The sequence below is a fragment of the Collinsella aerofaciens genome (assembly GCF_039836695.1).
GTDB lineage: Bacteria > Actinomycetota > Coriobacteriia > Coriobacteriales > Coriobacteriaceae > Collinsella > Collinsella aerofaciens_BD.
On record NZ_JBDPAC010000027.1, the window covers coordinates 1 to 22,524 of the forward strand.

The 22,524-nt window shown below is 61.6% G+C and carries 20 protein-coding genes and 1 tRNA gene; 6 read left to right on the forward strand and 15 right to left on the reverse strand.

The window, feature by feature from the left end; all coding sequences use genetic code 11:
• From cbiE to cobM, 6 genes are all read right to left on the reverse strand, one after another.
• On the reverse strand, positions 1-656 hold a 656-nt coding region (cbiE, locus tag ABG996_RS09680), incomplete at its 3' end, for a precorrin-6y C5,15-methyltransferase (decarboxylating) subunit CbiE (RefSeq protein WP_347500981.1).
• Positions 644-1,387, reverse strand: coding sequence for a precorrin-3B C(17)-methyltransferase (cobJ, locus tag ABG996_RS09685; protein ID WP_055310656.1), 744 nt, complete (start codon positions 1,385-1,387; stop codon positions 644-646). The genes cbiE and cobJ, both read right to left, overlap by 13 nt.
• Positions 1,387-2,520: a cobalt-precorrin 5A hydrolase gene (locus ABG996_RS09690; protein WP_347479098.1), complete on the reverse strand. Its 1,134-nt coding sequence runs from the start codon at positions 2,518-2,520 to the stop codon at positions 1,387-1,389. The genes cobJ and ABG996_RS09690 overlap by 1 nt, the downstream gene beginning before the upstream one ends.
• Positions 2,521-2,754 (reverse strand): SAM-dependent methyltransferase, encoded by a 234-nt coding sequence (locus ABG996_RS09695; protein ID WP_347479096.1) that lies wholly within the window; start codon positions 2,752-2,754, stop codon positions 2,521-2,523.
• A complete protein-coding gene (cbiD, locus tag ABG996_RS09700) occupies positions 2,747-3,931 on the reverse strand; it encodes a cobalt-precorrin-5B (C(1))-methyltransferase CbiD (RefSeq protein ID WP_347479095.1) in 1,185 nt (394 codons plus the stop codon). Before cbiD ends, ABG996_RS09695 begins: the two co-directional genes overlap by 8 nt.
• Position 3,932: 1 nt before the next feature.
• On the reverse strand, positions 3,933-4,724 hold the full coding sequence (gene cobM, locus ABG996_RS09705; protein ID WP_347479093.1) for a precorrin-4 C(11)-methyltransferase: 792 nt from the start codon (positions 4,722-4,724) through the stop codon (positions 3,933-3,935).
• 458 nt (positions 4,725-5,182) lie between these two features.
• Here cobM and ABG996_RS09710 point away from each other — a divergent pair, with 458 nt between their 5' ends.
• The 6 genes from ABG996_RS09710 (at position 5,183) to ABG996_RS09735 (ending at position 12,246) form a co-directional block, all read left to right on the forward strand.
• Positions 5,183-6,109: a sirohydrochlorin cobaltochelatase gene (locus tag ABG996_RS09710; RefSeq protein WP_347479091.1), complete on the forward strand. Its 927-nt coding sequence runs from the start codon at positions 5,183-5,185 to the stop codon at positions 6,107-6,109.
• Between the two features lie 145 nt (positions 6,110-6,254).
• Positions 6,255-6,788, forward strand: coding sequence for a hypothetical protein (locus tag ABG996_RS09715; protein ID WP_035138217.1), 534 nt, complete (start codon positions 6,255-6,257; stop codon positions 6,786-6,788).
• Positions 6,789-6,792: 4 nt separating this feature from the next.
• Complete coding sequence (locus tag ABG996_RS09720; RefSeq protein ID WP_347479090.1) at positions 6,793-8,364, forward strand: ABC transporter substrate-binding protein; 1,572 nt, start codon at positions 6,793-6,795, stop codon at positions 8,362-8,364.
• A 22-nt stretch (positions 8,365-8,386) separates the two neighbouring features.
• Positions 8,387-9,409 carry a FecCD family ABC transporter permease gene (locus ABG996_RS09725; RefSeq protein ID WP_347479088.1) on the forward strand — a complete coding sequence of 341 codons (1,023 nt, stop codon included), beginning with the start codon at positions 8,387-8,389 and terminating at the stop codon, positions 9,407-9,409.
• Between the two features lie 12 nt (positions 9,410-9,421).
• Positions 9,422-10,624, forward strand: coding sequence for an ABC transporter ATP-binding protein (locus tag ABG996_RS09730; RefSeq protein WP_347479086.1), 1,203 nt, complete (start codon positions 9,422-9,424; stop codon positions 10,622-10,624).
• Positions 10,625-10,812: 188 nt separating this feature from the next.
• Positions 10,813-12,246 carry a radical SAM protein gene (locus ABG996_RS09735; RefSeq protein ID WP_347479084.1) on the forward strand — a complete coding sequence of 478 codons (1,434 nt, stop codon included), beginning with the start codon at positions 10,813-10,815 and terminating at the stop codon, positions 12,244-12,246.
• Between the two features lie 188 nt (positions 12,247-12,434).
• Here ABG996_RS09735 and ABG996_RS09740 read toward each other — a convergent pair whose 3' ends face one another.
• From ABG996_RS09740 to ABG996_RS09780, 9 genes are all read right to left on the reverse strand, one after another.
• Positions 12,435-13,046 carry a TetR/AcrR family transcriptional regulator gene (locus tag ABG996_RS09740; protein WP_117746330.1) on the reverse strand — a complete coding sequence of 204 codons (612 nt, stop codon included), beginning with the start codon at positions 13,044-13,046 and terminating at the stop codon, positions 12,435-12,437.
• A 116-nt stretch (positions 13,047-13,162) separates the two neighbouring features.
• On the reverse strand, positions 13,163-14,470 hold the full coding sequence (locus tag ABG996_RS09745) for a lysylphosphatidylglycerol synthase transmembrane domain-containing protein (protein ID WP_347479082.1): 1,308 nt from the start codon (positions 14,468-14,470) through the stop codon (positions 13,163-13,165).
• A gap of 149 nt (positions 14,471-14,619) precedes the next feature.
• A tRNA-Glu gene (locus ABG996_RS09750) sits at positions 14,620-14,696 on the reverse strand.
• Between the two features lie 127 nt (positions 14,697-14,823).
• Positions 14,824-16,218 carry a CCA tRNA nucleotidyltransferase gene (locus tag ABG996_RS09755; protein ID WP_347479760.1) on the reverse strand — a complete coding sequence of 465 codons (1,395 nt, stop codon included), beginning with the start codon at positions 16,216-16,218 and terminating at the stop codon, positions 14,824-14,826.
• A 195-nt stretch (positions 16,219-16,413) separates the two neighbouring features.
• The gene (locus ABG996_RS09760; protein WP_347479761.1) at positions 16,414-17,346 is read right to left on the reverse strand and encodes a 1-phosphofructokinase family hexose kinase; all 933 of its coding nucleotides are present in this window, start codon (positions 17,344-17,346) and stop codon (positions 16,414-16,416) included.
• A gap of 191 nt (positions 17,347-17,537) precedes the next feature.
• Entirely contained in the window at positions 17,538-18,470 is a 933-nt protein-coding gene (locus tag ABG996_RS09765; protein WP_006233969.1) for a 1-phosphofructokinase family hexose kinase, read from the reverse strand.
• Positions 18,471-18,544: 74 nt separating this feature from the next.
• The gene (gene ptsP, locus ABG996_RS09770) at positions 18,545-20,248 is read right to left on the reverse strand and encodes a phosphoenolpyruvate--protein phosphotransferase (protein WP_035138206.1); all 1,704 of its coding nucleotides are present in this window, start codon (positions 20,246-20,248) and stop codon (positions 18,545-18,547) included.
• 133 nt (positions 20,249-20,381) lie between these two features.
• Entirely contained in the window at positions 20,382-20,645 is a 264-nt protein-coding gene (locus ABG996_RS09775; protein ID WP_022094575.1) for an HPr family phosphocarrier protein, read from the reverse strand.
• Positions 20,646-21,171: 526 nt separating this feature from the next.
• On the reverse strand, positions 21,172-22,524 hold a 1,353-nt coding region (locus ABG996_RS09780; RefSeq protein ID WP_347500982.1), incomplete at its 5' end, for a fructose-specific PTS transporter subunit EIIC.

Here is a 22,524-nt window from a genome sequence, read left to right on the forward strand (position 1 = left end):
CTAGAGCCCACAGGCGACCCGGCGCCGCCTGCGAACTCGATAAGCATCACGTTCAAGTCGTCGAACGTCTGACCTGCGATTTCACTTGCGGTCGCGCAGGTGATGCGCTCGTTGGGGTACGACAGGCGCTCGGCCACCGTCACGCGCGCGTCCCCGAAGCCCGCCTGCACAAGCTCGCCCGAAAGCCGCGAGGGGTCGTCCCCGCCCGACGTGGCGAGGAAGAGCTCGCCTGAGCGCTCGGCCTCGGCCACGATGTCGCACGCCACGCCGTGAGCGCTCGCGAAGCGCCAATCCTGCCATGGACGCGCGAGGCGCGCGGCGAGATACGACGCTGAGCTTATGCCGGGAATGATGCGCACGTCCACCTGCGCGTCGCCGGAGAGCGCCTCCACCAGGCGGCGCGCGCCGCTGAACAGCCCCACATCGCCCGTCATCACGACCACGGCGCGCTGCCACGACGCCGCATCGGTGAGCGCGGCGACGATGTCCGCCGTCTTCACGAGCTCGCATCTCACCACGTCGGGCGGCACGTCGATGCCGGCAAGCGCGCGATGAGCGCCGATGACCACGTCGGCGATGTCGATCGCGTCGAGCGCCGCGCGCGAGAGCAAGTCGGGGTTTCCGGGCCCCGCCCCGATGATCGTTACCTTTCGCATGGAATCTCCCGATACCCGCGCGGCGTGACCATACGGCCGCCTACGAGCTTCGTGTCCGCGTTGCCGACGAACACGGTGGTGAACATGTCGGCGTCGATCTCCCCCAGCTCGGAGAGCCTGCACATGCCCGACTGCTGCCCCTCGCGCCCGATGTTGCGTACCCAGCCGCAGAGCGTGTCGGGGGCCTTCCATTCGAGCATAATCTTCGCCGCGCGTGAGAGCCTGTCGGCGCGCTTTCTGCTGCGCGGGTTGTACAAACAGATGCAGAAGTCGGCGCTCGCCACGGCGGCGAGCCTGCGCTCGATGACCTCCCATGGCGTGAGCAGGTCGGAGAGCGACACGACCGCGAAGTCGTGGGCAAGCGGGGCGCCGAGCACCGCCGACCCGCTCTGAGCCGCGGTGGCCCCGGCGATAACTTCCACGTCTACATCGGGGTAGTCCTCCGCAAGCTCCAGCACGGGGCTCGCCATGCCGTACACGCCCGCGTCGCCGCTGCACACGAGCGCCACGGCTTCTCCACTCTGCGCGCGCGAAAGCGCAAGGCGGCACCGTTCGACCTCGTGCATCATCGGCGTCGCGAGATGCGCCGCGTCGGGCACGGCGGCGAGCGCGAGCTCCACGTATTTCGTGTAACCCACAACGACGTCGGACGCCTCGAGCGCACGCCGAGCCGCAATCGTCATGCCGTCGGGGCCGCCCGGGCCGATTCCCACCACGAAGAGCTTTCCCATCACCGCTCCTTAAACGAAAGTTTAATAGTTACCTTGGAAAACGCGACGGTCACGCCGCCGTGAGCGAGCTTCGGGAAGATAAGTTTGCCCCCCTCCGCGAGCGCTGCCCGCTCGCACACGTTGTCGACCCCCACCGTCGCGCGCACGAAATCAGATGGCGAAACGCTGCCTTCGACCTGCGACAACTCCTCTGCGGAATACGTCGCAAGCGGGATATTGCGCGCGCGGCAGAAGGCGAGCAGACCCTCCTCGTGCGCCTTCACGTCGATCGTCGCCGCCTCGCGCACGGCCGAAGGCGAGATACCCGCCTGCCCGCACGCGAGAAGAAACGCCTCCTCGATCGCTTCGGCGCACGCACCGCGACGGCATCCTATGCCCGCAACGATGCAGGGCACGACAAGGCGAAGCGGCTCGGGCGCAGGCGCCTGCGCCCGCACGCCCGCCGGCTTCCCCGTCTCACCGGCGGGCACGACCTCGCCCGTTGTCTCCGCCGCACAAACGGACGCACCTGCATTCGCGCCAGCGAACGGCGACACGACGATATCGGCCCGAGCGCGGTCGGACGCAATGTCAACCCCCTCAGGCGGCTGTCCCGAAATCGGCATGTCGGAATAGAGCGCCACGCGCCCGCCCGAAAGCAGCCGCGCCGACACTCGCTTGATGGCCTCGGGATTCGAAACGGCGAGCCCCGCACAGCGCGCCCACGTATCCACCGCCCACACGCCGCGGACGTCGGTCGCCGTGGTGATGACGGGGATGGCCCCTGCCGCGCGTGCCACAGTTTGCGCAAGCTCGTTCGCACCGCCCAAATGCCCCGACAAAAGCGGGACGGCAAAGCGCCCCGCCTCGTCGATCGCCACAACCGCGGGATCGTTTGCCTTCGAGGCGACATACGGCGCGATCGCCCGCACGGCGATGCCCGCCGCGCCCACGAACAGAAGCGCGTCCGACGCTTCCCACGCGAGCGCCGTCCATGCGCGCAGGTCGGCCTTCCCCTCGCCGAACCCGCGCGAAACGGAAACGTCCCAGCCAGGGTCGTCTTCACCTGTCTGCGCGCAATCGGAAAGCGCGTGTGCGGTGCGCACCGCCAACGCATACCCCCTCTCAGTGAACGCTATGCAGGAAACCCTCATCTAGCGCACCACCATCGTCGAGAAGTAGCTGCCCCGATCGGGCACATCGTCGAGCGAGCGGTACACGCGCTCGCCCGGAAGCCCACAGTCCTCTACAAGCTCGGCACCGTCGAAGGCGCCCTCCTCGCGAAGGATGCATTTCGTGTCCGCAAGCGAGCGGCGCGCCTTCATGACCACCTTCGTCCCCGGCCAGCCGATTGCACGGCGCACCCCGTACAGAACGCCTTTACTCATACGTCGCCCCCAATTTCCCGATAACTGCATCGGCGCCCGACGTGCGGAAAAGCTCGCGGCGCTCGGCGTCGAACACGACCACGGCGATGTCGCATGCGCCCGCCGCGCGGCGGCGCAACCTGTCCTCGATTGCCGCAGCGAGCGAGGCGCGCGCAGCGTCCCCAACGCCGGCGGCCTCGATTACCTCGAGCGCCGCCGTGGTCGTGACGGACGACATGATCTCGCGCACGGTCTTCGCGCCCGCGCCGGCCATGGCCGCGTGGGCGGCCAGAATCTCCGCGCGGCAGTCGGCGGTACGCGAATGGGTGTCCATGATGCCGCCCGCGACCTTCACCAACTTGCCGATGTGTCCCACAAGAAGGACATTGGTGAATCCCTCGCGAACGCAGCAATCAATCGCATCGCCCACAAAGTTGGAGATGAAGACCACCGGCGCACCGTTTAGGTGGAAATGCCCCGAGATGAACTGCCCGCCGTAGTTGCCGGGCGTGAGCACGACTCCGCGCCGCCCCATAGCCGCATGCTGCCGGATCTCGAGCTCGATGCTGTCGCGCAAGGCAGCGAGGCTGCGCGGCTCGACGATGCTCGTCGTTCCCAGGATGGAGATGCCGTCCTCTATCCCCAGGTGCGGGTTGAAGGTCTTTTCGGCAAGGGCCACACCCTCGGGTACCGAAATCGTCACAGCAATGTTTCCAGAAAAGCCGTGCGCGGCGCACACCTCACGCACCGCCGAAGTAATCATCGCGCGCGGCGTCGCGTTGATGGCGGCCGCCCCCACCGGCTGCTCGAGCCCGGGCAATGTCACGCGCCCCACGCCCACGCCGCCATCGACGGAAACTTCCGATTCGCGCGCGGGCACGTCCTTGCTGCCCGCAGCACCCGTGCCCGACCCCGCATGTTCCACGTGCGCGTACACGAGTACGCCGTCAGTCACATCGGCATCGTCGCCTGCGTCCTTTCGCACGGCGCACTGGGCGCACCCCTCGCCGATGCATGCGTCGACCACGTTCGCCTCGACGGGCAGCCCGCCGGGGGTGACGATCGACACGAGGCCGACGGGCTTTCGTGACAAGAGCATCTCGCAGGCCGCCTTCGCCGCGAGCGCGGCGCAGCTCCCCGTGGTGTAGCCGCAGCGCAGGCGGGTCGTCCCGGTATATATGTAGTGCTCGAAGGCCACGCTAGCTGCTCGCCTTCCGATACCCCGTGGAAAACGAAGGGTCGTAAAGCTTGCTGCGCTCGTACGACTCCGCTTGCGCGCCGTTGTGTGCAAGCCTGCCGCGAGCTCCGAGCACGCGGCCCACCACCACGAGCGCCGTGCGGTCGATGCCCTCTCGCGCGCCCGCATCGGCGAGCGTGCCCACTGTGCATCGCACCACGCGCTCCTCAGGCCAGGTCGCCTTGTACACGAGCGCCGCCGGCTCGTCGGAGCTGCGGCCCGCAGCCAAAAGCTCGGCGGAAAGCTCGGCGAGCATACCCGAGCTCAGGAAGATGACCATAGTCGAGCCGCTTTCCGCCATGGTGCGCATGCCCTCGCCCGCGGGCATGGGGGTGCGCCCGGAAAGCCGCGTGATCACGACCGACTGGCTGATTCCCGGCAGCGTGTATTCCTGGCGAAGCGCCGCCGCGGCACCGCAAAAGCTCGACACGCCGGGCACCACCTCGTAGTCCACGCCGCGCGCGTCGAGTGCGTCCATCTGCTCCTGGATGGCGCCGTACAGGCACGGGTCGCCCGTGTGCAGGCGCACCACTTCCTCGCCCCGCGCATCCGCCGCGCACATCACGTCGAGCACTTCCTCCAAGGTCATGTGCGCGCTGTCGTAGACGACGCAGGATTCCTTGCACTCGGCGAGCAGCTCGGGGTTCACAAGGCTCCCCGCCCAAACGACCACGTCGGCCGCGCGCAGAAGACGCGCCCCGCGAAGCGTGATAAGGTCGGCGGCGCCCGAGCCTGCGCCAACGATATGAATCATCCGAGCCTTCCCTTCCCGTTTCTCATCGCAACCGTTTACGCCGCCATTCGCGCAGCAGGCAAAACACGGCGCCTGCGGCGACAATCGGCGCAAATACGCAGGCAGAAGGCGCAATGCCGCCCGCCCTGGCTTTGACACGTTCACAAGTGCCCACTATCATAGTAAAAGATTCGGCAACGAGCATATGACAATCGGATAAAAGGAAATGACCGGCGCGGCGCCCGCACAGCCCGCGCTGGCTTGCGGAGGGAACCAGGTGGGAATCCTGGGCAAGGGACATTACTGTATAGGACGCGCGGGCGAACCGCCTCACGCCCCAAGCCAGACTGCTTCGCCTTTTCCTCACGGCATCGCCGTGGCGTTAGCTCCTTGTGAACCCCGAGGGGTGCGCTTTTCTTTCGCTTGTGCCGACAAGCAACTGTCGCCGGGGGACCGGCAAACCGAGGAAAGGAAAAACCATGTCCGAACAGATGTCACGCCGCGGCTTCATGGGCGCCGCGGCAACCGGAGCCGTCGCGCTCGCCGGAATCGCGCTCGCGGGCTGCTCCAACACCTCCGCGAGTTCCGAGAAATCGAGCGAAAAGGAGAAGGCCGTGAAGCCGGTCATCCTCGTCACGAGCTTCGGCACGAGCTACAACGACTCGCGCCACATCACCATCGGCGCCATCGAAGACGCTATCCGTGAGAAGTACTGGCAGGACTACGACATCCGCCGCGCCTTCACCGCGCAGATCATCATCGACAAGCTGAAGAAGCGCGACGGCATCACGATCGACAACATGACCGAGGCGCTCGACCGCTGCGTGGAAGACGGCGTGAAGGAAATCGTCGTGCAGCCGACGCATCTCATGGCTGGCCTGGAATACGCCGACGTGAAAGACGAGCTCGACAAGTACGCTGACAAGTTCGACAAGATCTCGCTCGGCGACCCGCTGCTCACCTCCGACGACGACTACAAGAAGGTGGCCGCAGCCATTAAGGAGAACATGGCGTCCTTCGACGACGGCAAGACGGCGCTGTGCCTCATGGGCCACGGCACCGAAGCCGATTCCAACGCCGACTATGCCAAGATGCAGGAAGTGTTTAAGAACGAGGGCTTGACGCAGTTCTTCGTCGGCACCGTCGAGGCTGAACCGACCTGCGAGGATGTTATCGCCGCCGCGAGCGCCGCAGGCTACAAGAAGGCCGTGCTCGCGCCGTTCATGGTGGTCGCGGGCGACCACGCGAACAACGACATGGCAGACGAGACCGACCCCGACAGCTGGGCTGCGAAGTTCGTGGCCGCCGGCTTCGAAGTGACGTGCCTGCTCCAGGGTCTGGGACAGAACGTCGCGGTCGACGACATCTACGTCGCGCACGTGGACGACGCCATCGCCAAGCTGTAAACTCGCCGCGCACGGGGGCGCCGGTCGCGTCCCCGTGCAACGGGCATGCGCCTTCCCCGACTGACGGCGCATGCCCGTTGCATTCGCATCCCGCCCGCCCACCGCACGGCGCGGGCGGTCGAAGCGATTGAAAGGAACCCCCTCCATGTTGAAGAAAACCCTCGCCTTCGCCCTGTCAGCGGCGCTTTTCGCGTTCTCGCTCGCCGGCTGCGGCGGAAATTCAATCGACAGCGCAAAGGCAAGCGATGCCGATTCCCAGGAAAAGACCGAACAGGCGGCCGATGCGCCCGAGGGCGCAAGCGCTGCCCCCATCACCGCCGACAAGGTGGCCGACGGCACCTATCCGATCACCGTAGATTCCAGCTCGAACATGTTCAGGATTGTGGACGCCCAGCTCATCGTGGAAAACGGCTCCATGCACTGCGTGATGACGCTTTCCGGCACGGGCTACGGCAAGCTCTTCATGGGCACGGGCGACGAGGCTGCCGCCGCGAGCGAGGCCGACTTCATCCCCTATGTGGAAAACGCGGAAGGCAAGTACACCTACGACGTGCCCGTTGAAGCGCTCGACGAGGACACCGCCTGCGCCGCGTGGAGTATTAGAAAAGAGCAGTGGTACGACCGCACGCTCGTGTTCGAATCCGCCGGCGTCGATCTGCGCGCCGACGCACTGAAGTAACGCCATGCGGTCGATTCTTCCCAAGGGGGAAAGCAGGAAGCGTCGCAGCATCGCGGTGCGCGCGATCGCCTGCGTTCTCGTCGCCCTGTTCGCGCTTCCCTTCGCGGGGTGCAGTGCGAGCCCGAACGCGACCGGTGGCACGGCAGGCTCTCAGGAATACACTGTGAGCGTCTCGCTCTCCGGCGGGTCAGGGCGCGCAAGCATCGCCTCACCCACCACAATTGTGAAGGATGGCGACACCTACACCGCGACCATCACCTGGTCGAGTTCGAACTACGACAAAATGACCGTCGACGGCGTGGACTACGCGCCCGTAAACGACGGCGGCAACTCCACGTTCGAGATACCCGTCACGCTCGACGAGGACATCGCCGTGTCGGCCGAGACCGTCGCCATGTCGACGCCGCACACCATCGACTACACGCTCCACTTCGACTCATCCACCATGAAGGAGAAATCGGGCGACGATGCAAGCGGCGGCTCCCCTGCGGGAACGGCTTCAAGCGCCGCGGCCGACTTCCACAACGCTGATTTGGGCTGCGGCTGGGAGCCGACGGGGGCGCTTCAGCTTGAATACGCCAAGCACTTCACTGTCGACGAGTTCGAAGGCGGCTTGCGGCTTATCTGCATTTCGAACGGGGAGCGCTTCCTCGTGGTGCCGCAAAATGCAAAGGTACCTGATGGGTTGAGCTCCGACATCGCGGTCATAAGGCGCCCCGCCGACAAGGTGTACCTCGTGTCGTCGGCGACGATGTGCCTGGTCGACGCGCTCGATGCGAACGACAGTATCATTATGTCGGGCACGAAGGCCGACGATTGCTCGGTCGCGGGCTTCAAAAGCGCGCTCGAAAGTGGGGCGATCGCCTACGGCGGCAAGTACAGCGCGCCCGACTACGAGCGAATATCGGCCTCGGGCTGCACGCTCGCCATCGAGAACACTATGATCAACCACACGCCCGATGTGAAGGAAAAGCTGCAGAAGCTCGGACTCGTCGTGCTCACCGAACAGTCGTCGAGCGAGCCCGAAGCACTCGGGCGCGTCGAGTGGATTAAGCTTTTCGGCGTCCTGTTCGACAAGGAAGACGAGGCCGCGCACCTGTTCAACGAGCAGAAGGCCCGCGTCGAGCAAACGTCGAGGCTTGCGTCGTCAGGTAAAACCGTGGCGTATTTCTACATTAACTCGAACGGGGCCGCCGTCACGCGGCGGGCGGGCGACTACGTGGCGCAGATGATCGAGCTTGCAGGCGGCAACTACGCGCTCGATGACGCGCAGACGGCGTCGACGTCAGGTTCGTCAGTAACGCTCGAAATGGAGCGCTTCTACGCGACGGCGAAGGATGCCGACATCATCGTCTACAACGGCACCATCGACGAATCGGTTGCCACCTTAAACGACTTCGTAAGCAAAAACGCGCTATTGTCGCAGTTCAAAGCCGTGAAGAACGGCAACGTCTGGGTCACAAGCGCCGACATGTACCAGCAGATGACTTCTACCGCCGACATTATCGACGAGCTGCACGGGGCGTTCACCGGCGATGACGCGAGCGACTTCCATTATCTGAGGAAGCTTGGCTAGCGTCATGAGAAGCCGACTTTCCATGGCATACGACGAATCGGGGCGCGTCGCACGGTGTCGCGTCGTGACGGCGCTGCTCGCTGTTGCCCTCATCGTGCTCGTCGGGGCCAACCTGTGCATCGGGAGCGTGCTCGTGCCCGCAGACCACATCCCCGGCATCCTTTCGGGCGGCGCGGCCAATTCCATGGAAAGCCAAGTCATCTGGGAGATTCGCCTGCCGCGCGTGCTTTCAGCCGTGCTTCTCGGCGGGGCACTTTCGCTCTCCGGGTTCCTGCTACAGACGTTTTTCAACAACCCCATCGCCGACCCGTTCATCTTGGGCGTCTCCTCGGGCGCAAAGTTCGTCGTCGCGCTTACGATGATCGTGCTTCTGGGCGCGAACCAGGCCATGTCCTCGCCGGCCATGGTGGCCGCAGCGTTTCTGGGATCGCTTATCACCATCGGCTTCGTGCTCCTCATCGCACGGCGCATAAGTTCCATGGCCATGCTCATCGTGGCGGGCGTCATGGTGGGATACATCTGCTCGGCGGCGACGAACTTTCTCATCGCCTTCGCCGACGACCAGTCCATCGTGAACCTGCACAACTGGTCTTTGGGTAGCTTCTCGGGTTCGAGCTGGGACGACATCGCGGTCATCGTGGTCGTGGTGATCACCGTGAGCGCATGCGTATTCGCGATATCGAAGCCCCTTTCCGCCTTCCAGCTGGGAGAAGCCTACGCGAAAAGCGTCGGCGTGAACGTCGCACGCTTCCGCGTGGTGCTCGTCCTTCTAGCGAGCATGCTCTCCGCCTGCGTGACCGCGTTCGCTGGTCCGGTGTCGTTCGTAGGCATCGCGGTTCCGCATCTCGTGAAGTCGGCGCTGAAGTCGTCGAAGCCCATCCGCGTGATTCCTGCGTGCTTCTTGGGAGGCGCCATCTTCTGCGCGGGTTGCGATTTGATCGCGCGCACGCTGTTCTCTCCCGTCGAGCTTTCCATCAGCGCCGTCACTGCCATCTTCGGCGCGCCGGTGGTTATCGCGCTCATGCTGAAGAAGCGGGTGAGGTAGATGGGGGAATTCGTGCCGCGGCCCAAAACGCTCGGAGGGGAGTCGAGCCTCGAAACCCCGGTCGAAACGCAGGCTGACGGAGCACCGCTTTTCCGCATAAGCGACCTGTCGGCGGGCTACGACAAGAAGGTCGTAGTCGAAGGCGTCGATCTGGAGGTTCGCGCGGGCGACGTCGTGGCGCTCATCGGGCCGAACGGCTCGGGCAAGTCGACCATCTTGAAAACAATCACACGCCATCTGGCACCGCTTGCCGGCACGGTCGAGCTCGACGGGCGGGAGATTTCCCGATGGAAGACGGCGGAGTTCGCAAGGAACCTTGCCGTTATGCTGACAGATCGCCCCCGGACCGAGCTCCTCACCTGCCGCGATATCGTAGAGGCGGGAAGGCATCCCTACACCGGGCGAATGGGCACACTCACGCCCGATGACCATAATCGGGTCGACGAGGCCATGAAAACCGCACATGTGGAAGGGCTCGCCGAGCGCGACTTCATGCAGATAAGCGACGGGCAACGCCAGCGCGTCATGCTCGCACGCGCCATCGCGCAGGATCCGCGTGTGCTCGTGCTCGATGAGCCCACGTCGCATCTCGATATCCGCTACCAGATCGACCTGCTGCGAATACTTCGCCACCTTGCGAAATCGCGGAATGTTGCTGTCATCATGTCCATACACGAACTCGAGCTCGCGCAGAAAAGCGCCGACAAGGTGATTTGCGTGAAGGACTGCCGGGTCTTCCGCGCCGGCGCACCCGAGGACATATTCACGCGCGAGACGATTGGCGAGCTCTACGGCCTTCAACATGGCACCTTCAACGAGCGCTTCGGCAGCGTGGAAATTGGGCGCCCACACGGCGATGCACACACGTTCGTCATCGCCGGCGCAGGTACGGGGTCGGCTGTGTTTCGCCAGCTCATCCGGCAGGGCAAGGCGTTCTACGCGGGCGTTCTGCACGAAGGGGACATCGACTGCGAGCTCGCGCGCGACCTGGCGACGGAATGCGTGGCCGAGCGCGCCTTCGAGCCGATCGGGGATAAAACCATAGCCCGCGCCAAAGAGCTCCTCGTCCACTGCGCGCGCCTTATCGTGTGCCCCGCCGCCTTCGGCACCATAAACGCCCGCAACGCAGAGCTCGTCGAGTTCGCACGCTCACATGGTATCGAGGTCATGCGAGCGTGCGAAGGCGCATCGGAGGATTCCAATGGATACGCCTAGGCGCGGCCCAAGAAATCGTCCGCATCCCCATCTGACACTATTTCACCGCAACTTAGAAGGTGTCGGCGTACAACGCTTCACCCCAAATTAAATTGATTCGTTGAATAGACACATTCCAAATCTTTAGACTTCGTTTAATCTACAAGTGGGTATTATCACACATTAAGCACACGTGAAAGGATATACCCATGTCGCTTACACAGTCAGCAGAGCGTGCAGCGCTTAACAAGCTCATCGATTATCTCGACGACAACCCGCAAGAAAACATCGACAAAATCATGGACCTCGTGAACAAGCTGGTCCCCAATCGCGTATTTCCTGTACAGCGAGAGGCATTCACCAATGTCATCAAGAGCCGCGGCAATTGGTATGACCTGATCATGCGTGCGTTCAGCCTTAATCCCCAGATGCGAACCAAACTGCTTAAGACCCTCATTGTCGACGCCAACCTGCTTGCTTGGCCAGAGCAGGAAAAGAACCGCGAAAAGTACCAGTGCAACGTTCCGTGGGCCATCCTGCTCGATCCCACGAGCGCCTGCAACCTGCATTGCACGGGCTGCTGGGCCGCCGAGTACGGCTACAAGCAGAATCTCTCGTTCGAAGACATCGACTCTATCGTTACACAGGGCAAAGAGCTCGGTACGCATATCTACATCTATACCGGCGGCGAGCCGCTCGTCCGCAAGCACGACCTGATCAGAATTTGCGAAAAACATCAGGACTGCGTGTTTCTCTGCTTTACCAACTCCACGCTGATCGACGAGGCCTTCTGCGACGACATGATTCGCGTAGGTAATTTTGTCCCCGCCATCAGCGCCGAGGGCAATGAGCACACAACCGACGCCCGCCGCGGCGAAGGTACCTACGCAAAGATCGAGCACGCCATGAAACTCCTGCGCGAGCGCGACTTGCCGTTTGGTATCTCCACCTGTTGGACCAGCGCCAATGCCGATACGGTTGCTACCGAGGAGAACATGGACTGGATGATCGGCGAGGGAGCACTCTTCTGCTGGTACTTCCACTTTATGCCGGTTGGCCGCAACGCAACCCCCGAGCTCATGCCCACGCCCAAGCAGCGCGAGCACATGTATCACTTTATCCGTGAAATGCGCGAGAAGAAACCGCTGTTTACGCTCGACTTTCAAAACGATGGCGAGTTTGTAGGCGGATGTATCGCCGGCGGCCGCCGCTACCTGCACATCAACGCCGCCGGAGACGTGGAGCCGTGCGTGTTCATCCACTACTCAAACGCCAACATCCACGATGTGAGCTTACTCGACGCGCTGCGCTCTCCCCTCTTTATGAAGTACTACGAGAACATGCCGTTTAACGACAACTACCTCAAACCATGCCCCATGCTCGAGAATCCCGACGTGCTGCCTAAACTGGTCGCCGAGAGTGGCGCAATGAGCACCGACCTAATCGAGAAGGAGTCACCCGAGCAGCTGCGCGAAAAGACCCAGGCTGCCGCCGAGGCATGGTCACCTGTCGCCGACCGCATCTGGAACGACTCCGACGATCCGTTATACGCCAAGCGTCACGAGGACAAGTCGCAGGGCATGGCCGATAGCGACATGCACAAGTTCGAAAAACAGGGCCGCATACTCAAAAACAGCGATTAATGCTGCCCTACACGACAAACGCTCAGAAATGAAGCGGAGCAGTCTCGAGGCTCATCTTCGAGGCTGCTCCGCCTTACCATCAAAACAGTTTTCCTAAGTTGCGGTGAAATAGGGACTAGATCGGCCTTCCAATAACCAAAACAATCCCTATTCCACCGCAACTTCTTTAAGTTGTTGAATTATCGATGCTATTCGAAGCGAGATTCCAGACTCGACAGGCCGTTGAGCGTGAGGTCGTTAGCAACCTCCGAGACACGCTCGATAGGAACCGAGCCGTCAGACAGCGCCCACGTGCGATAGATACCGATAATACCCGATAGCAAAAACGCCAAATAGTAGTCGAACATCTCGTCCTTGAGACCTTGAGGCAGCAGATCGCGCTCGGCAATCTCGTGCTCGAGCGGCGCACGAAGACGAGCCATAAAATCATCGAGCGGAATGTTCTCGATCAGCTGACGATTGAGCACCAAGTTGTTGCACAGTGCCTCGTTAACGGTTTTAAAGAAGGTCGCCGCCGCGCCAAGAGCGCGCTCATTGGTGTCGCCGTCCATGGAAGCAAGCGTTTTCTCGACCGAGTCGACAATCATCTCCACCACATCGACGGCAATGGCATCGAGCAGGCCATCAACCGTACCAAAGTGAACGTAAAAGGTCTTGCGGTCGACATTGGCCTCGCGCGCGATGGCACTCACCGTAATGTCTGCCAGCGGCTTTTCCATGAGCAGGCGCTCGAAAGCGGAAAGGATGGCATTACGACTGCGAACGATGCGGCGGTCAAGACGCGGTTTGCTGGTTGCCATGGGCGTGTCCCTTCGATATGCGAGCATTCATCAACAGATGAGAGATAATCTACGTAAGAGGATTATCCCCCATACAGCACAAATATGCCCCGCATCATGAAGAACGCACGACTGCCCTACTGCGACTTGGGATGCTTCTTCTTATTGAGTGCCGACGGAGATACGCGAATACCATCGCCTGTCTGGCGCACATAGGCTTTATGAGCCGGCTTAGCGGTCCCAGAAGCCTTCTGAGCGCGCTTCTTGGGATCAACGGTAACAGCATTCGTGGGGTGCGGCTTAGTGGGCGCAGAGGGCGTCTGAGGCGTGCGGCCGAGCTTGCGCATCACGCGATCCCAGCGCGCATGGATGCTCTCGTTGTGGGCGCTCTTAAGGCCCAGCAGGGGCGCAGCCAAAATGGTCGGCGCAATAAACGTAATGAGGCGCCACAGCAGATAGCCAGCGGTCGAAGCCGACCCAAAGAAATGACCCAAGAACAATGCAAAGCCGCCCTCAGCGCCACCAGTTCCACCGGGCAGGGGGACCGCAGAGCTCAGCAGCTGGACAAAGGCGCTCGCGGCCATGACCGAGAAAAAGTCGACCTCGTGGTGGCCAAAGGCAAGCATCAGGAAATACGGCACGAGGTAGAAAAACGCGAGCTGCAGCATGGTGATGACCACCGTGAGCAGCATGGACGAAAAGTGGCCAGCCGAAAACTTGAACTTCTCGGAGAACGAGTAGATCTCGCCATCGACAAACGTGCGCCATCCCTCGATCTTAGTGGACGAGACGCCTATGCGCTCGAGCCAATTAATGATGCAATGGGCGACGCGCGTGACGGTCTTAGGCATGAGCGCGACGGCGAAGATGCCAAGCAAGATGCAGCAGTGTCCACCAAAGCTAAAGACGCACAGCAGCGTCATGTCGCCATAGCGCTCGGCAAAAAACGGCATGCGAGCAAGCAGTAGGATAGCGCCCCAGGCAACGAGTCCAAACTGGTACACGATAAAGCGCGTGAACTGCGTGGCTCCGGCCTCGCCGACGTTTTGGCCCGCTTTGGTCAGGCGGTAGATCTGGGCGGGAGTCGAGCCCATCATCATGGGCGTAAGGTTGCCAAAGAAGATGCCGCTCGCCTCGACCGAAATGAGGTCGCGAATACCGACGGGCGAATATGGGTCGAGCCAGACGGCGATCGCATAGGCCACAATGCCAAAGAACAGATACATGAACATGCAGAGACACGCGACAACGAGCCATGGCGCCTGGACGCTCGACATTGCGGCCCAGAACTGCCCCATCTGCCCGGTTACCACCAGATAGACGATATAACCCACCAGCACGACGCCGATAAAGATGGCGCCGCGGCGTGCGCTCTTATTGTCATCTCCGCCCGAGGCCTCAACCTCGACCTGGGGCTTAGACGTATGCTGAGAGGACTCCGTCATGAGACTCCTTCTAACAGTCAAAATATCTTGGATATTGTACCCGTAAGGGCCATAGGCAGAACGCAAAGCTCAGGTTCAAACGGGAATTGCAGACGGTTGTTTAAAATAAAAAACCCGGCCTTCCATAGGAAGTCCGGGTATCAGATGCGTGGTAGCCCGTACCAGATTCGAACTGGTGATCTCCGCCTTGAGAGGGCGGCGTCCTAAACCGCTAGACGAACGGGCCACATGACATCTGCACTGCCGTGCTGCGAGGAAATATATTACGGGACAAAAAACGTCAGCGCAAGAAGAAATTCCAAATTGCCGAAAAATTGTCGGCAGGTTATGGAACACGCAGGTCAAATAGGTAGCTAATTCAAGTTGAGATGGACCAAAAGAGCTTCGCGCTCGTTGGGAATGTTGTCATCGATAACGGCATCGAGGGCGGAGTTGAGAAGCCGACCCAGTTCCGGCCCGGGCTTGACTCCGGCACGGATCAGGTCGCCGCCGTTGACGGCGAGCATCTTGAGCGTATAGGGCTCCTCCGCCTCCAGTAGCTCGTGCGCCAGCGCGCGCATTTCCTCGATTGTCTCAACGTAATAGAAGCACGATGGGGCCTTGCCAAGCGTGTCAGCACGCTTGAGGTCCATGAGCTCGTCAATCAGGCGGGCCGTGTCGACGCCCTCACCCGAAAGCGCGCGCATCATATTGAGCAGGCAGGAGCGCTCGGGGCGCAGCGGCTTATCGTGATATTTGATGAGCAGGCAAACGTCGCGCACCAGGTCGTGCGAGAGTGCCAGGCGATCCATAATGACGCGCGCTTTCTTGGCGCCGAGCTCGGGATGACCGTAGAAGTGTCCGCTGCCGGCGTGATCGACCGTAAAGCACTCGGGTTTGGAGACATCGTGCAAAAACGCCGCCCACATAAGGCTCGACGATGGCGCGACGCCGTCGCACAGCGCCAGCTCCCCTGCCACCGTCAGCACACGGGCGATATGCTCGTAGACGTTAAACGCATGATAGACACTTCGCTGATCAAACCCGCGACCCGCTGCCAACTCGGGCACAGCGGCGCAGATGAGCTCAGGGTAGCGCAACATGGCGTCTCCCCCGTGACCGGTCGAAAGAATGCCCTCGAGCTCAATACCCACACGCTCGCGCGCTACGGCATCGAGCAGCGGCGCGCACTCGGCAAGCGCACGCTTGGTCTCGGGCTCAATCATAAAGTCCAGGCGGCAGGCAAAGCGCACCGCGCGCAGCATGCGCAGGGCGTCCTCGTTAAAGCGACGCCTGGGATCGCCGACAGCGCGAATCAGCTTGCGCTCCAAGTCACCCTGGCCGTCGTAGCGGTCGACAAGCCCGCGCTCGGGATGCCAGGCCATGGCGTTGACGGTAAAGTCGCGGCGCGCCAGATCGTCCTCGAGCGAGGCGGCGCGCTCGACGCTCTGAGGATGGCGCCCATCGGTATAGAAGCCATCCAGACGGTACGTGGTGACCTCGATACGCTCGCCATCGGAAATAGCCGTGATTCCGCCAAATTTAATACCCGACTCCACAACCACGATGCCGGCGGCCTCGAGTGCCGCCTTGGACTCCTGCCACAGGCCGCTACAGCACATATCAACATCGTGGCTGGGGCACCCCATCAGGGCGTCGCGCACCCAACCGCCCACGTACCAAGCCTCAAGACCAGCCGCCTCAAGCGCGCGCAGGACGCGTAGGGACGCATCGGACGGTTGTGTACCGTTGAGCGAAACATTGCACATGCCTATGGCCTCCTGCACTTGTGAGCGTTAATCGATGGTTCTCAAGAAGTCTAACAAGAAACGAGAAAGCGCGCACACGCAATCGCGTCGTTGATTAGATAAAACGAGACAGCAGACACCACATATGTTCAGCGCGCAAAAAACACCCGCCTTGGTAATCCAAAGCGGGTGTTCGGCAACGATGTATCGATGCGGCTAGCAGACCTGGCGAACCTCGATGTGCTTCTTATATTCGTCCACCTTGGCAAAATCGCCCAAACCGGGGCACTCGACCACGTTGGCGCCGGTGGCCATCGACAGGCGCAGGGCGTCCTCGACGCGCTCGGGGGCGTCATGCCACACGGACAGGAAGGCAGCGAGCGAGGAATCGCCGGCGCACACCGTCGACAACAGCTTGACCTCAAAGGTGCGGTTGGCAAACCAGATATGCTCGCCGTTGGAGAAGTACGCACCGGCGCCACCGAGGGTCAGCAGCACGTTCTTGGCGCCCTTGGCATGAAGCTCAGCCATAGCGCCCTTGACGGACTCATCGTCGCCACCGCTCACCTTAATGCCAAAGATATCGAGCAGCTCATCGTCATTGGGCTTGATCAGCAGCGGCTCCATGGCAATGAGGTCTGCCAGCTGATGGCTCGAGATGTCGAGGACGAACTCGGCCCCCTTGGCCTTGACGCGGCGCAGGACCTCGGCCAGGAAGCCCTCGGAAGTGTTGGGAGGCAGCGAGCCGCTGATGACCAGGCAGGTCATGTCCTCGAGCGAATCGATAAGGTCAAACATCTCCTGCTCGTTAACCTCGTTGATGGCGGCACCGGCGTTGACCATGTTGTACTCAGTGTCGGGGCCGGCGTTGAGGAACACGTTGACACGCGTGATGCCGTCGGTCCACACGGGCTTGACGGGCACTCCCAGGGCCTCGGCGCCCTTAACGATAAACTCGCCCGAGAAACCGGCGAAAAAGCCCAGGATCGTGGTGTCGACACCGTAGTGGTCAAGCGTAAACGAGACGTTGAGGCCCTTGCCGTTGGGCGTGTAGACGGCGTTGCGGGTACGCGTGACGGTGTTGGCGTCAAGACCGTCGCAGGCGATGTTGTAGTCAATGGCGGGATTTGCAGTGAGCGTGTAAATCATGAATGTTCCTTTCACGAAGCAACGTGTTAATGAAAGTATATTCCACACATCGACAAAAGACTAGGACAACTCGGTGAACGGTGTGGAAGCGATGAAGTACGGCAGGACACCTCCCCCCCCCCCTGGCGGAACAAAAAGGCGCCCCGGCCGAAACCGGGGCGCCGCATGCGCACGAAGATGTCGCGTTTCGATTACTGACGATCGAGCTTGCGTACAGCAACGCGCTTGCTGTACTCGTCGACGTGACCAAAGTCGCCAATGCCGACGGACTCGGCAACGTTGGCGCCGGTGGCCATAGCGAGCTTCATGGCCTCCTCGACGTTGTCGCGATCCCTGTACCACTTGTGCAGGAACGCAGCGAGGGTGCAGTCGCCGGCGCAGACGGAAGAGACCAGCTTGATGTTGAACTCACGCTTGGCGTACCAGATGTCCTCGCCGTTGGAGAAGTAAGCGTCGCCGCGGCTACCACGGGTGAGCAGCACGTTCTGAACGCCGGCGTCGTGAGCCATCTTCATGGCAACGCGGACCTCGTCGTCGGTGTCAACCGGCACGCCGAAGATGGCCTTCATCTCGTGATGGTTCGGCTTGATGAGCAGCGGCTTCTTGTGAGCGAGCTCCTTGAGCTTATCGGAGGACAGGTCCAGGACGACGTCGGCGCCACGGGCCTGAGCGTGCTCCATGACCTGAGCCAGGAAGTCAGGCGTAGCTTTGGGAGGCACGGAGCCGGAAACGATCAGGCACTCGAGATCGCCCGCGGTGTCCAGGATGTTGTAGAGCTCCTCCTGGTGCTGCGGCGTGATCGGAGCACCCGGGTTCAGGATGCCGTACTCGTGCTGGCCATCGTTGACGTAGGTGTTAATGCGCGTGATACCGTCGGTCCAGACCGGGCGGCAGAGGCAACCCAGGTTCATGACCTCCTCGACGATGAACTTGCCCGTGAAGCCAGCGAAGAAGCCGAGCGCGACGGTGTCGACGCCCATCTTCTTAAAGGCGAAGGACACGTCGAGGCCCTTGCCGTTAGCCGTGTAGCTGGCCGAGCCGGTGCGGACGTTCTCGTCGGGCTCGAGCGGAGAGCTCGAAACCGTCATGTCGACAGCCGGGTTAGCGGTTAGCGTGTAGAACATTTACAGTACCCCCTGTATATGTGAGGGCCGCGTGGCCGGCCCATTCCAACCACGCGGTTACCTCTGATACCAAATTAGCGAGCAGCGGACTCGAGCAGTGCCTTGACCTCGGCGGCGGTGTTGCAGGCGAGTGCCTTCTCGGCGAGCTCGTCGCACTCGGCCTTGGTCCACTGGCTGATGGTCTTGCGGGCGCGCAGGATCGACGGAGCGCTCATCGAGAACTCCTCCAGGCCCCAGCTGATCAGCAGCGGCTCGAGCAGCGGATCGGCAGCGGCCTCGCCGCACATACCGACCATGATGCCGGCCTTCACGCCGCTCTCGATGATGTTCTTGAGCGAGCGGAGCACGGCGGGATAGTACACCTGGTACAGGTTGGAGATGGTGTCGTTGCCACGGTCGGCGCACATGGTGTAGCCGATCAGGTCGTTGGTGCCGATGGAGAAGAAGTCGGCAACCTCGGCAAGACGGTCTGCGAGCAGCGAAGCGGCGGGCGTCTCGACCATGATGCCGACCTCGATGTTCTCGTTGAACTTGCGACCCTCTTCGGTCAGCTCGGCCTTGCACTGCTCGACGAGCTCCTTGACAGCCAAGACCTCCTCGACGCAGGTGACGAGCGGGATCATAATCTTGACGTCACCGAAGGCGCTAGCGCGCAGCAGAGCGCGGAGCTGAACCTTGTACTGGTCGGGATTGGCCAGGCAGTAACGCACGGCGCGGAAGCCCATGAAGGGGTTGTCTTCCTTGACCATATGCAGATACGGAATCTCCTTGTCGCCACCCACATCGAGCGTACGGATGATGACCGGAGCACCCTTGAGCGCGCTGGCGACCTTACGGTAGGCGTTGAACTGCTCCTCCTCGGAAGGAAGCTCGGCAGAGTCCATGAACAGGAACTCGGAGCGGAACAGACCGATGGCCTCGGCATCGTGATCGAGCGCGTTGGGCACGTCATCAGGGTTACCGATGTTGCAGGCAATGATCTTCTTGATGCCATCGGCAGTCACGGACGGCTTGCCACGGAAGGCCTCGAGGGCTGCCTTCTCGGCAGCGAAGGCCTCGGCCTTGGCGGTGTAGGCAGCGAGCGTCTCCTCGTCGGGATCGGCCTCAACGATACCCTTGCCACCGTCGACGACAACGGTCATACCGTTGCGCAGCGCGGTGCAGCTGTTGGAAACCGAAAGGACAGCCGGGATCTCGAGGGCACGCGCGATGATCGCGGAGTGCGACGTGCGGCCACCGGTCTCGGTGACGATACCGGCAACGTGGGCCTTATCGATCGTGGCGGTCATGGACGGCGTGAGGTCATGCACGACAACGACGGTGTTCTCGGGCAGGACGGAGAGGTCGACGACCTCCTTGCCCAGCAGCTCGGCCAGAATACCGGTGCGGATGTCGGCGATGTCGGCCGCGCGCAGACGGAACATCTCGTCGTCCATGGACAGGAACATGTTCTCGAACATGGTCGAGGTGTCCATGAGCGCCTGCTCGGCGCAGGTACCGCCGTCAATGGCGGCGTTGATGGCGTCGGTCATACCCGGATCCTGAGCCAGGACAATATGTCCGCTCATGATCTCGGCCTCGGCCTCGCCCACCGTCTCCTTCATGTGGTCGGCCTGAGCCTGGGTCTTCTCGCAGAAGACCGAAAGAGCGGACTGATAGCGCTCCTTCTCTGCTGCCGAATCAGCAACCTCGTGCGGCTCAAACGTCAAGTCGGGATCGACGGCGACCATGACGGTGCCGATACCGATGCCCTCGGAAGCGTTGACTCCCTGATACATTCCCATTCCTCTCTCCGTGTCATGTGATAAAGCGTTTTGCCATATCCATGACAAAAGAGCGCAGCTACCTTACAACAGGTCACTGCGCCCCCAAATATGAACTTAGTTGTTCAACATGCGACCCGTTTGAGTTCTACTCGCCAAGACCGCTCTTGATGAGCTCGATGGCAGCAGCCAGAGCCTCGGCCTCGTCAGCGCCGTCGCACTTGACCTCGACCTCGGTGCCGCAGGGGATACCAGCAGCCATGAGGGCCATCGGGGACTTGCCGTTGACCTCCTTCTCGGGGGTGACGACCGTCACGTCACAGGCATACTTGCCCATGGTGGAGGCGAACAGACCAGCCGGACGCATGTGCAGACCCTGAGGATTAACGAGGGTAGCCTTCTCAGAAACCATAGTTGACTCCTTTTTGTGTTTAACCCCTGTCATGCATGTGGCAGGAGTCAGATTCACGACGTTGTTTATATTAACTCACATCAAACGGTTTTTCATTATGTTTCGGGCGAATTGTTGGACAGATGTGTTTGTCGTCCGCTTGCTCGCCGGGCGGGGCGATTAAGTTTGCTGCTCTACAGTCCCGCGCAAGACGGAAAGCACATTAAGTGCTTTCCTTTGCGTGCGGAACTCGCGACAAACTTAATCGCCCCGCCCGGCGAGCAAGCTGCGGAAACTCGGTCGATCCAAAGTAATATCGTGCGAACGGAATTCTGGCTGATGAACTGTTCGCGATAAAGACTCGATAGGTAGCCCCCTCTATACCCTTTTATAAGTTGCGGTGAAATAGGGACTGAATTTGGGGTTGAATCGTTTAAACAGTCCCTATTTCACCGCAACTTATGGGAGGGATAGAAAAAAAGGCGGAGGCCCTGGAGAGGGACTCCACCTTATATACAGGGGGCGATGTTATTCGCAAGCTGGTGGATTAGACCAGGCGGGCGTTGATCGTCTTGGCGATCTCGGCGGCGTCGGTGGAACCCTTGACGGTGGCACGGAAGTCCTCGTCCATGAGCGCCTCGGCAACCTTGGACAGGATCTTGAGGTGCGTAGTGCCGGCCTGGGCACCGGGGATGAGCAGGGCGATAGCCACGTTGACGGGAGCGCCGTCCATGGTATCCCAACCGGTCACGCCGGACTCGTCCTTGACGACGATGACGGCAGCCTCGGTAATGGCGTCGGACTTGGCATGCGGGATAGCGAAGCCCTCCATCATGCCCGTGGTGCCCTCGGCCTCGCGGGCCAGGAAGGCGTTCATCACGGCGTCGGCGTCGCTGGCGATACCGGCCTTGACAGCCTGGTTGGAAACGAAGCTCAGAGCCTCGTCGCGAGAAGCGAAGTCCTCGGCGACAAAGACATTCTCGACCTTCACGAAGTCGGCGGCCTCGGCCTTGGGGGCCTCGACGGCAGCGGCCTTGGGAGCCTCGACGGGCTTGGCTGCAGGAGCGGCCTTCTGGTTCTTCTCGAAGTCGTACTTCTTGAAGGCCACGAACAGGATGCCACCGACCACAGCGCCGATGAGGATCGCGAGGACCCAAAGCGGACCGTTCTCGACAACGGGCAGGACCAGGAAGCCACCGTGAGGCGCCGGATCGTGAACGTTGAACATAATGGTCAGGATCGAAGCGATAGAGGAACCGAGCATCATGATGGGCATGACGGGCCAGATGTTCTTGGTCATGAACGGAATGGCGCCCTCGGTGATGTGGGTGCAACCAAGGATGAGGTTGACGACACCGGCGTCGTGATCCTCCTGGCTGAAGTACTTCTTGCCGACAACGACAGCGAAGGTGGTAATCAGCGGCGGAACGATGCAGGCGGCGGAGACGGCAGCCATGAAGTTGGTGCCGAAGTTGTAGGTATCGGTGCCAACACCGGCGGCCAGAGCCTCGGTGAGCATAGCGGTACCGGTGACATAAGCAGCCTTGTTGACCGGGCCACCCATGTCAAAGGCGCACATGCAGCCGATAGCAAGACCCAGGACAACGGCGCCAGAGGCGGACAGGCCCTTGAGGAAGTCCATCATGGCGGTGTTGATGGCAGCCATGGGGCCGGAAATGCCGAGCATGACCAGGCCGACGATGGCGGTCGAGAACAGCGGGTACAGGAAGATAGCCTTGAGGCCGTCCAGGTTCTTGGGCAGACCGGCAAAGACCTTCTCGAGCAGCAGGATGACATAACCGGCGAGGAAGCCACCGACGATGCCGCCCAGGAAGCCGAAGCCCACGCCGGCGCCACCGGCGCCGATCATGCCGGTCTCGGCGTTAACAGCCAGGCCCTG

Coding starts and splice junctions, on each gene's coding strand:
- cobJ (WP_055310656.1), bottom strand. CDS start 1,387: ATGGGAAAGCTCTTCGTGGTGGGAATCGGCCCGGGCGGCCCCGACGGC.
- ABG996_RS09690 (WP_347479098.1), bottom strand. CDS start 2,520: ATGAGGGTTTCCTGCATAGCGTTCACTGAGAGGGGGTATGCGTTGGCG.
- ABG996_RS09695 (WP_347479096.1), bottom strand. CDS start 2,754: ATGAGTAAAGGCGTTCTGTACGGGGTGCGCCGTGCAATCGGCTGGCCG.
- cobM (WP_347479093.1), bottom strand. CDS start 4,724: ATGATTCATATCGTTGGCGCAGGCTCGGGCGCCGCCGACCTTATCACG.
- ABG996_RS09710 (WP_347479091.1), top strand. CDS start 5,183: ATGTCCGAACAGATGTCACGCCGCGGCTTCATGGGCGCCGCGGCAACC.
- ABG996_RS09715 (WP_035138217.1), top strand. CDS start 6,255: ATGTTGAAGAAAACCCTCGCCTTCGCCCTGTCAGCGGCGCTTTTCGCG.
- ABG996_RS09720 (WP_347479090.1), top strand. CDS start 6,793: ATGCGGTCGATTCTTCCCAAGGGGGAAAGCAGGAAGCGTCGCAGCATC.
- ABG996_RS09725 (WP_347479088.1), top strand. CDS start 8,387: ATGGCATACGACGAATCGGGGCGCGTCGCACGGTGTCGCGTCGTGACG.
- ABG996_RS09735 (WP_347479084.1), top strand. CDS start 10,813: ATGTCGCTTACACAGTCAGCAGAGCGTGCAGCGCTTAACAAGCTCATC.
- ABG996_RS09740 (WP_117746330.1), bottom strand. CDS start 13,046: ATGGCAACCAGCAAACCGCGTCTTGACCGCCGCATCGTTCGCAGTCGT.
- ABG996_RS09745 (WP_347479082.1), bottom strand. CDS start 14,470: ATGACGGAGTCCTCTCAGCATACGTCTAAGCCCCAGGTCGAGGTTGAG.
- ABG996_RS09755 (WP_347479760.1), bottom strand. CDS start 16,218: ATGTGCAATGTTTCGCTCAACGGTACACAACCGTCCGATGCGTCCCTA.
- ABG996_RS09760 (WP_347479761.1), bottom strand. CDS start 17,346: ATGATTTACACGCTCACTGCAAATCCCGCCATTGACTACAACATCGCC.
- ABG996_RS09765 (WP_006233969.1), bottom strand. CDS start 18,470: ATGTTCTACACGCTAACCGCTAACCCGGCTGTCGACATGACGGTTTCG.
- ptsP (WP_035138206.1), bottom strand. CDS start 20,248: ATGTATCAGGGAGTCAACGCTTCCGAGGGCATCGGTATCGGCACCGTC.
- ABG996_RS09775 (WP_022094575.1), bottom strand. CDS start 20,645: ATGGTTTCTGAGAAGGCTACCCTCGTTAATCCTCAGGGTCTGCACATG.